Genomic DNA, 8,652 nt, shown 5'->3' on the forward strand with positions numbered 1-8,652 from the left:
CGGCAACGGTTCGAGAGCTTGTCAGGCGTGGACGCTGATCAACAGAGTCTTTCGGGTAATACGGGGACAACCCTGCTCCGGTTCGCGGGTTGGCCTCGTGGTCCCGCTGTGCGGGAGAGCGAACTCTGGAGGCCACTCGAGAGGAGCAAGAAGATGATGGAGTGGCTGAACGAGTTCGCCGCGTGGGCGTGGGCGCGGCACCACAACGAGCTCAGCTGGTACATCCGGCCGTTGTTCCTGTTGCCGTTCGCGTACTTCAGCTACAAACGCAGTGGTTGGGGACTTGCGGCGACGTTGCTGGCGCTCGCCACGAGCATGGCGTGGTTCCCCGCGCCGGAGCACCCGACCGCAGGCGCGATCGAGATGCTCGCCGCGGAACGCGAGTACCTGCTGGGGGAGTGGACGCCCGCGAAGCTCGCCGTCGGCCTGCTCGTGCCGCTGACGTTCGGCGGTCTCGCCGTGGCCTTGTGGCGGCGTTCGCTGCCGTGGGCGCTGGTCGCGATCAACGGCGGCGGCCTGTTCAAGATCGCGTGGACGTTCGTCGTGAGCGACACCGCGGGCGCGCTGCAGCACCTGTGGCCGGCGGTGGCCGGGCTGACCGTGGTGAACGTGGTCATGGTGGTCGTGTGGCGGCGACGGCAGGCCGGGCACGTGGTTGCATCAGCGCATGCGCGTAGTAGTAGCTGACGACTCTGCGTTGTTCCGCGAAGGCGTCGCGCGGTTGCTGACGGATGCGGGGTTCGAGGTGGTGGCGAAGGTCGGCGACGCGGCCGAACTCCTGGCCCGCGTGCAGGCCGACCCGCCGGACGTCGTGGTCGTGGACATCCGGATGCCGCCGGGCTTCACGACCGAAGGCCTCTACGCCGCGCGGAAGATCCGCGGGACGCACCCGGAGATCGGGATCCTGGTGCTGTCGGCGCACGTCGAGCCGCACTACGCGGTGCAGCTGCTCGACTCGGACGCCCGAGGAGCCGGCTACCTGCTCAAGGACCGCGTCGCGGACACGGCGGAGCTGGCCGACGCGGTGCGGCGGGTCGCGGCCGGCGGGCTGGTGATCGATCCCGGCGTGGTGGCGACGCTGGTGGGCAGGCGGCGGGCCGGCGATCCGCTGGAGTCGTTGTCGGAACGGGAACGCGAGGTGCTCGCCGTGATGGCGGAGGGCCGGTCGAACCAGGCGATCTGCGAGCGGCTGTTCCTCAGTCCCAAGACGGTCGAGGCGTACGTGCGGTCGGTGTTCACGAAGCTCGGGCTGCACCAGGGACCCGACGACAACCGGCGGGTGCTGGCCGTGCTCGCCTACCTGCGCCGATGAGGATCCTCTGGCTGGGCACCGGGTTCCTCGCCCTGGCCGCGCTGGTGTGGGGCGGCTACGAGGTCCCGGTCCCCGCCGTGGTGCTGAACCTCGCGGTCGGGCTCGCGTTCATCGGCGCCGGCATCGAGGCCGCGGACCGGCGCCCGGACAGCCTCGCCGGGCAGCTGATGATCGCCGTCGGGCTGGCGTGGTTCGTGCGGCTGGCCGGGGCCGTCGAGGCTTCGTGGGCCTACGCCGTCGGGGTCGCGACGAAGACGCTCTACCTGGCGGTGCTCGGGCATCTGCTGGTCACCTATCCGACCGGGCGGATCGCGAGTCGTCGGCAGCGCGTGGTCGTGAGCGCCGCCTATCTGCTGACGGTGCCGGTCAACGTGGGTTACCTGCTGCTCACGCCGTTCGACGGGCCGCAGAACATCGTGGTGATCCGGGAGGTGTCGTCGCCGGGGATCCCGGTCGTCGCGGTGGTCGTGCTCATCGGCGGGATCGCGTTGCTGGTCGCGTTGCTGGCACGCATGATCACGCGCTGGCTGCGTGCGGGGAGCGTGGCCCGGCGTGATCTCGGGCCGGTGGTGTGGGGCGGCGCGGCGATCGTGCTCACGCTGGTCGTCACGTACGCGGCGGCGTTGCTCGGGCTGCCGGCCGCGGTGCAGGTGCCGTTGCAGTGGTCGACCGAGATCGTGCTGGTCGGGTGGCCGTTGGCGTTGCTCTACGGGTTGGTGCGGGCGCGGCTCGACCGGTCCGCGGTGGGCGAGCTCGCGGTCTCGCTGGGCGCCGGGGTGCCCGAAGACCTGCGTTCGGTGCTGGCTCGCACGTTGCACGATCCGTCGTTGGAGATCGTGTACGGCGACGTGGCACCGACCTCTCGTGGCGTCACGTACCTCGAAGCGGGAGGGACGCGGCTGGCGGCGCTCGTGCACGATCCGGCGCTGGACCCGTCGTTCGTGCGGGCGGTCGCGGCGAGTGCGGCTTTGGCCGTGCAGAACGAGTCGCGGGCGCGACGGATCGTGGAGGCCGCCGACGAAGCACGCCGCCAGGTCGAACGCGACCTGCACGACGGCGCCCAGCAGCGGCTGGTGTCGGTGCTGCTCACCCTGCGGCTGGCCGAGAACTCGCCCGAGCTTCTCGCCGCCGCCCGCGAGGAGCTGGCCAGGGCGCTGGACGAACTGCGCGAACTCGCCCGCGGCATCTACCCGGTGCTGCTCAGCGACGCCGGACTGGGTCCCGCGCTGCTCTCGCTGGCCGAGCGGTCGGCTGTTCCGGCGGTGCTCACCGGCGTCCCGTCGGCCCGGCTCTCCGCCGTCGCCGAACGCACCTGCTACTTCGTGGTCGCCGAAGCGCTCACCAACGCGGCCAAGCACGCCGAGGCCGGCGAGGTGCTGATCGAGGTCACCTGGGTGGACGGCCTGGTCACGGTCGTTGTGAGCGACAACGGAACCGGCGGCGCCGACACGTCCGGTTCCGGGCTGCGGGGGCTGGACGACCGGGTGGCGGCGGTCGGTGGACGGCTGACCGTGCGCTCCGTCGCGGGGGAAGGGACCTCGGTGCGGGCGGAGTTCAGCGACCCGCGGCCGTGATGGCGTCCGCGATCGCCTGGTGACCTGCCGGCGTCGGGTGGACGTCGGTGTCCTCGCAGATGTAGGTGAGCGTGCACACCTCGGCGACCGAGACCGGGATCTGGCCGTACTTCGGGTCCTCGGTCAGCTCGGTCAACGCCCCGTAACCGCCGGTCGAGCTGGTGACGTCGATGAACTTCGCGCCGAACTTCGCGTACTCCGCCGCGATCTCGCTGTTGAAGTCCTCGTACAGCGTCACCGACGTGCGTGCGAGGTCCTCGCCGTTCGGAAGCGAGGGGTTCACCCACGCGCCGAGGAACACGTCCGGGTAGCCCACGCCGACGATCCGCACGTCCGGCGCCACCTCGCGGAACCTGGTGAGCGCGGTCGCGATGTTGACCCTGGTGTCGGTCATCGCCGACATCGCGCACTCGGCCGGGTCCTGGGCGACCGCGCACGGTTCCAGCAGGTCGTTGCTGCCGATCACCATCGTGACCAGGTCGACCTGGCCCGTGCGCAACGTGTCGACGGTGACGTCGACCTGGGTCCGGTCGCTGGCCTCCGCCTCGCACGCCTGCGAGGAGAGCAGGTCGGCGGAGGTGGCGCCGTTGCAGGCGACGTTGACGAGCCCGAGGCCGGACTGCCTGGCGACGATCTGCGCGAAGCTCTCACCGGTGCCGTTCGGCCCGAGTCCGGTGGCGTAGGAGTCGCCGAGCGACACGTACAGCCGCTGTCCGGCCTCAACTGTGCTGGTCACAGGGGGTTCACTCGCGGAACACGAGGCCACCAGCAGCGTCAGCGCAGAGGTCAGGACCAGCGAGAACCTCTGCACACGTGCTCCTCATCCCTGCGCGCACCGACGTGTCGAGGGTACGAGATCGCCCGTGAGGCCGTCGTGATCAACGACCCGCGGCGGTGACGGCCTCCGCGATCGCCTGATGACCGGCGGGCGTCGGGTGCACGTCGGTGCGGTCGCAGAAGTGTGTGAGCGTGCACACCTTGGCCACGGAGGCCGGGATCTGCCCGTACTTCGGGTCCTGGGTGAGCTCGGTCAGCGCGCCGTAGCCGCCGGTCGAGTTCGTGACGTCCGCGAACTTCGCGCCGAACCTGCCGTACTGGGCCGCGATCCTGGTGTTGAAGTCCTGGAACATCGTGACCGACAGCTTCGCGAGGTTCTTGCCGTTGGGGAACGACGGGTTCACCCACGCGCCGAGGAACACGTCCGGGTAGGTCAGTCCGACGATCTTCACGTCCGGCGCGACCTCCCGCAGTTCGGTGAGCGTGCCGGCGACGTTGGTCTGGATGTCGGCGACGGTCCTGGTCGCGCACTCCAGCGGTTCCTGCGACAGCGCGCACGGCGCCAGGTCGTTGCCGCCGATCACCACCGTGACCAGGCCCGCCTTCTTGCCGCGCAACGCCTCCACGGCGGCGTCGAGCTGGGTCTTGCCGCCGGCGTCGGGCCCGCAGGCGGGCTTGGCGGCGAGATCGGCGGACGTGGCCCCGTTGCAGGCCAGGTTGATCAACTTGAGGCCGGACTGCCTCGCGACGATCTGGGCGAAGCTCTCGGTGGTGCCGTTCGGGCCGAAGCCCGTCGCGTAGGAGTCGCCGATCGACACGTAGACCTGCTCGGCCGGTGGTGGGGCGCTGCTGCTGGGCGTGGGCAGCGGGGTGGATGCCGGCGGCGTCGAGGTGCACGCCGTCAGCGTTACGAGCAACGCCGCGACCAGGGCGAACCTCGGCACACCTGACTCCTGTCCTGCAGAGGCTGATGTGCCGAGGCTACGGAACCGCCCGTGTGGGTCCTGTCAGCGGAAGCCGCGCAACCGAAGGCTGTTGCTCACCACGAACACCGACGAGAACGCCATCGCCGCACCCGCGATCATCGGGTTGAGCAGGCCCAACGCCGCCAGTGGCAGCGCGGCGACGTTGTACGCGAACGCCCAGAACAGGTTGCCCTTGATCGTTGTGAGCGTGCGCCTGGCCAGCCTGATCGCGTCCACGGCGGCCCGCAGGTCGCCGCGCACCAGCGTGAGGTCGCCGGCCTCGATCGCGACGTCCGTTCCGGTGCCCATCGCGAGGCCGAGGTCGGCCTGGGCGAGTGCGGCGGCGTCGTTCACACCGTCGCCGATCATCGCCACGACGCGCCCCTCGTCCTGCAGGCGCTTCACGACGTCGACCTTGTCGGCCGGCAGCACCTCGGCGATGACCTCGTCGATGCCGACCTCGGCGGCCACGGCCTCCGCCGCGGCCCTGTTGTCGCCGGTCAGCAGGACCGGGCGCAGTCCCAGCCTGCGGAGACCCTCGACGGCTTCCTTCGACGTGGGCTTCACCGTGTCCGCGACGACCAGCACGCCGCGGGCCTTGCCGTCCCACGCGACCAGCACCGCCGTGCGTCCCTGCCGTTCGGCCGCTTCCTTGGCCTCGGTCAGGCGGGCGTCGAGCTTGACGCTCCAGTCACCCAGCAGGCGTTCCCGGCCGACGAGCACCGCGTGAGCGTTCACAACCCCTTGCACGCCAAGGCCTTCGACGTTCTGGAAGTCCTCGACGGCCGGCACGTCCCCGGCGGCCTGGGTGATGGCCCTGGCGATCGGGTGCTCGGAAGCGTTCTCCAGCGCCCCGGCGAGCTTCAGGACCTCGTCCTCGTCCTCTCCTTCGGCGGTGTGAACGCTCACCAGGCTCATCTGGCCCGTCGTCACGGTGCCGGTCTTGTCGAGCACCACCGTGTCGACCCTGCGGGTGGACTCCAGCACCTCCGGCCCCTTGATCAGGATGCCCAGCTGGGCGCCCCGTCCGGTGCCGACGAGCAACGCCGTCGGCGTGGCCAGGCCCAGTGCGCACGGGCAGGCGATGATCAGCACCGCCACCGCGGCGGTGAACGCCGCCCCCACACCTCCGCCGGTGCCGAGCCAGAAGCCCAGCGTGCCCACGGCGAGTGCGATCACGATCGGCACGAACACGGCGGAGATCCGGTCCGCGAGGCGTTGCACCTCGGCCTTGCCGTTCTGCGCCTCCTCGACCAGCCTCGCCATCTGCGCGAGCTGCGTGTCCGACCCGATCCGGGTCGCGCGCACGACGAGCCGTCCGCCCGCGTTGACCGTCGCGCCGGCCACCGCGTCACCGGGCCGCACCTCGACCGGCACCGACTCACCGGTGAGCATGCTCGCGTCGACCGCGGAGCTGCCTTCCTCGACGACGCCGTCGGTGGCGATCTTCTCGCCCGGCCGCACGACGAACCTGTCGCCGACCTTCAGTTCGCTGGTCGGGACGCGGACTTCCCGGCCGTCCTTCAGCACCGCGACGTCCTTGGCGCCGAGCTCGAGCAGCGCCGTCAGCGCCGCGCCCGCGCGCCGCTTGGACCGCGCCTCGAAGTACCGTCCGGCCAGGATGAACGTCGTGACGCCCGCCGCGACCTCGAGGTAGATGTTGCCGGTGCCGGCCATCCGTTCGATGGTGAACGTGAACCCGTGCGTCATGCCGGGAGTGCCCGCGGTGCCCAGGAACAGCGCGTACAGCGACCACAGGAACGCCGAGCCGACGCCGATGGAGATCAGCGTGTCCATCGTGGCGGCGCCGTGCCTGAGGTTCGTCCACGCGGCCTTGTGGAACGGCCACGCGGCGTACGTGACGACCGGTCCGGCGAGAGCGAGCGACAGCCACTGCCAGTACGTGAACTGAAGTGCCGGGATCATCGCGAGCGCGACGACCGGCACCGACAGCACGGTTGACGTGATCAGCCGCTGCCGCAACGTCCTCGTCGGGTCTGCCTCGGTCTCTTGGGGCTGAGCGGCGGGGAGTTCGGCGGTGTAGCCGGTGTCCTCGACGACCTTCACCAGGTCGGCGGGCGTGAGGTCGCCCGCGTAGCTGACGCGTGCCTTCTCGGTGGCGTAGTTGACCGTGGCCTCGACGCCGTCCAGCTTGTTGAGCTTGCGCTCGATCCGCGCCGCGCAGGAAGCGCAGGTCATGCCGCCGATCGAGAGTTCGATGGTGTCAGTGGCCATGACCGCCCTCCCCTTGGGTGGTGAGCGTGAACTCCGCCGTGCGGACCACGTCGTCGTGCTGGAAGTCCAGGAACAGCCGGTACTTCCCGGCCGTGGGCACCTCGACCGCGAACTTCACCTGGTCGCCTTGTTCCGGGTGCACGTGCAGGTAGGCCAGGTCGGACGCCCGCAGTGCGACCAGGTGGCCCTTGGCGCCCAGGTAGTTCTGCAGATCGGTGACCTTTCGGCCGTCCTTGGTGATCTCGATGGTGACGGTCGACGCCTTGCCCGCGTTGAGTTCTCCGGTGAGGGACACCTCGTAGCCGTCTACGGTGAACGTGCTGCTGTTGATGTGGTTCTGCGGGCGGTAGTCGCCCGCTACCTGGATGTCCGCGCCCAGTGTCGTTTTGGGGCCGTCCTCTGGTTTGAAGTCGGCGAACACTCGGTAGCTGCCGGCGTCCGGGAGGCTGAGAGGAACCGACCAGGTGCCGTCCGGCGCCATTTCCGGGTGGACGTGCTGGAACTTCGAGCCGTCTCGGCGGACGACGATCAGGTGCAGGCGTTTTTCGTGTTCTACGGCGAACTTCGTTGTCGGGCGGCCGTCTGGGCCTTCGATTTGGAAGGCGAGCGACCTGTTCTCGTTCAGTCGTAGCGTGTAGCCGTTGTCCGAAACGGACAGTCCAGGTGGGAGCGTGGACTTCGTCTGGTCGTGGCTGCCGCCGTGCGTTGCTTCTTCTGCGTGTGCCGGCGGTGGTTCTGGTGGGCCGGTCGCCGCGCCCGCTGCCCAGGTGCCGCCGAAGATCACGGCCAGTGCGGTGGCGTAGAGGGCGACCTTGTGTCCGGTCTTCATTTTCAGCCCGCCAGTTCGTAGCCGGCCTCGGCGACTGCTGTGCGCACGTCGTCCAGGGAGACCGGGGTGGTGCTGGTGATCGTGACCTTGCCGGTGGGCAGGTCCGCGGCCACTGTTTGCACGCCGTCGATCTTGGTGATTTCCCTGGTCACACTGCTGACGCAGTGGCCGCAGGTCATGCCGGTGACGGTGTGGACTGACTTGCTCATGGCCTTCTCCTCGCGGGTTAGGAGCGGACCAGGCGGGCGATGGCGTCACTGGCTTCCGCGATCTTCGCGTCTGCCGCGGTGCCGCCCTCGGTGATGGCCTGGCTCACGCAGTGCTTGAGGTGCTCGTCGAGCAGCCCCAGTGAGACCGCCTGCAACGCCTTGGTGGCCGCGGAGATCTGAGTGAGCACGTCGATGCAGTACTCGTCTGACTCGATCATCCGCTGCAGGCCGCGGACCTGGCCTTCGATTCTTCTCAGGCGGCGCAGGTGGGAGGCCTTCGTGGTGGCGTAGCCGGGCATGTCTCGCTCCCTTTCCGGCCACCGCGCGGCCGGGTGGTTATCCGGGGGAGCGGTGGGCTCATGGCCATTTATACCCTAGGGGGGTATGGGTATGTCAAAGGTTGGGTCGTGGACATGTGGGCGGTGGGCGGGTGGGTGGCGACCTTGCGGGTCGTGACCGGGCGGGTGGTCACCTTGCGGGTCGTGACCGGGCGGGTGGTCACCTTGCGGGTGGCGACCTTGCGGGTGGCGACCTTGCGGGTCGTGATCGGGTGGGTGGTCACCTTGCGGGTCGTGACCGGGCGGGTGGCGACCTTGCGGGTGGCGACCTTTGCGGGGTGGCGACCGGGCGGGTGGGTCGCCGTGCGGGCGGCCGGGTTGCGTTGGGTGCTTCCCCTGGGGGCTCTGCCCCCAGACCCCCGGCAATCTGATCGGGGGATAGCGCCACACGCGGGTAGATGGCACGCCTGTTG

9 protein-coding genes are annotated in these 8,652 nt (G+C 69.8%); 3 read left to right on the plus strand and 6 right to left on the minus strand.

What is annotated here, in order from left to right; genetic code table 11:
• Window positions 1–153: 153 nt before the first annotated feature.
• From ACIQF0_RS32605 to ACIQF0_RS32615, 3 genes are read left to right on the plus strand one after another with little or no spacing between them, the layout of a single operon-like run.
• A complete protein-coding gene (locus ACIQF0_RS32605; RefSeq protein WP_401035889.1) occupies window positions 154–687 on the plus strand; it encodes a hypothetical protein in 534 nt (177 codons plus the stop codon).
• Window positions 668–1,312: a response regulator gene (locus ACIQF0_RS32610; RefSeq protein WP_401035891.1), complete on the plus strand. Its 645-nt coding sequence runs from the start codon at window positions 668–670 to the stop codon at window positions 1,310–1,312. Before ACIQF0_RS32605 ends, ACIQF0_RS32610 begins: the two co-directional genes overlap by 20 nt.
• Window positions 1,309–2,886: a sensor histidine kinase gene (locus ACIQF0_RS32615; RefSeq protein WP_401035894.1), complete on the plus strand. Its 1,578-nt coding sequence runs from the start codon at window positions 1,309–1,311 to the stop codon at window positions 2,884–2,886. The genes ACIQF0_RS32610 and ACIQF0_RS32615 overlap by 4 nt, the downstream gene beginning before the upstream one ends.
• Here ACIQF0_RS32615 and ACIQF0_RS32620 read toward each other — a convergent pair.
• The 6 genes from ACIQF0_RS32620 to ACIQF0_RS32645 all read right to left on the minus strand — a co-directional run bounded on the left by ACIQF0_RS32620 (window position 2,867) and on the right by ACIQF0_RS32645 (window position 8,200).
• Window positions 2,867–3,622: an SGNH/GDSL hydrolase family protein gene (locus tag ACIQF0_RS32620; protein ID WP_401035897.1), complete on the minus strand. Its 756-nt coding sequence runs from the start codon at window positions 3,620–3,622 to the stop codon at window positions 2,867–2,869. The two genes, ACIQF0_RS32615 and ACIQF0_RS32620, sit on opposite strands and share 20 nt — an antisense overlap.
• Before the next feature lie 142 nt (window positions 3,623–3,764).
• The gene (locus tag ACIQF0_RS32625; RefSeq protein WP_401035900.1) at window positions 3,765–4,607 is read right to left on the minus strand and encodes an SGNH/GDSL hydrolase family protein; all 843 of its coding nucleotides are present in this window, start codon (window positions 4,605–4,607) and stop codon (window positions 3,765–3,767) included.
• 63 nt (window positions 4,608–4,670) lie between these two features.
• A complete protein-coding gene (locus ACIQF0_RS32630; protein WP_401035902.1) occupies window positions 4,671–6,863 on the minus strand; it encodes a heavy metal translocating P-type ATPase in 2,193 nt (730 codons plus the stop codon).
• Window positions 6,853–7,692, minus strand: a complete 840-nt coding sequence (locus ACIQF0_RS32635) for a hypothetical protein (protein ID WP_401035905.1) — start codon at window positions 7,690–7,692, stop codon at window positions 6,853–6,855. Before ACIQF0_RS32635 ends, ACIQF0_RS32630 begins: the two co-directional genes overlap by 11 nt.
• A 2-nt stretch (window positions 7,693–7,694) precedes the next feature.
• Window positions 7,695–7,901 carry a heavy-metal-associated domain-containing protein gene (locus ACIQF0_RS32640; RefSeq protein ID WP_401035908.1) on the minus strand — a complete coding sequence of 69 codons (207 nt, stop codon included), beginning with the start codon at window positions 7,899–7,901 and terminating at the stop codon, window positions 7,695–7,697.
• A gap of 17 nt (window positions 7,902–7,918) precedes the next feature.
• Window positions 7,919–8,200 (minus strand): metal-sensitive transcriptional regulator, encoded by a 282-nt coding sequence (locus tag ACIQF0_RS32645; RefSeq protein ID WP_401035909.1) that lies wholly within the window; start codon window positions 8,198–8,200, stop codon window positions 7,919–7,921.
• Window positions 8,201–8,652 lie beyond the last annotated feature (452 nt).

The organism is Lentzea sp. NPDC092896, from assembly GCF_044754905.1.
Classification (GTDB): Bacteria; Actinomycetota; Actinomycetes; order Mycobacteriales; family Pseudonocardiaceae; genus Lentzea.

Excerpts from the sequence above, each read along its gene's own strand:
- ACIQF0_RS32605 (WP_401035889.1), top strand. The coding sequence starts at position 154 with ATGATGGAGTGGCTGAACGAGTTCGCCGCGTGGGCGTGGGCGCGGCAC.
- ACIQF0_RS32610 (WP_401035891.1), top strand. The coding sequence starts at position 668 with ATGCGCGTAGTAGTAGCTGACGACTCTGCGTTGTTCCGCGAAGGCGTC.
- ACIQF0_RS32615 (WP_401035894.1), top strand. The coding sequence starts at position 1,309 with ATGAGGATCCTCTGGCTGGGCACCGGGTTCCTCGCCCTGGCCGCGCTG.
- ACIQF0_RS32630 (WP_401035902.1), bottom strand. The coding sequence starts at position 6,863 with ATGGCCACTGACACCATCGAACTCTCGATCGGCGGCATGACCTGCGCT.
- ACIQF0_RS32635 (WP_401035905.1), bottom strand. The coding sequence starts at position 7,692 with ATGAAGACCGGACACAAGGTCGCCCTCTACGCCACCGCACTGGCCGTG.
- ACIQF0_RS32640 (WP_401035908.1), bottom strand. The coding sequence starts at position 7,901 with ATGAGCAAGTCAGTCCACACCGTCACCGGCATGACCTGCGGCCACTGC.
- ACIQF0_RS32645 (WP_401035909.1), bottom strand. The coding sequence starts at position 8,200 with ATGCCCGGCTACGCCACCACGAAGGCCTCCCACCTGCGCCGCCTGAGA.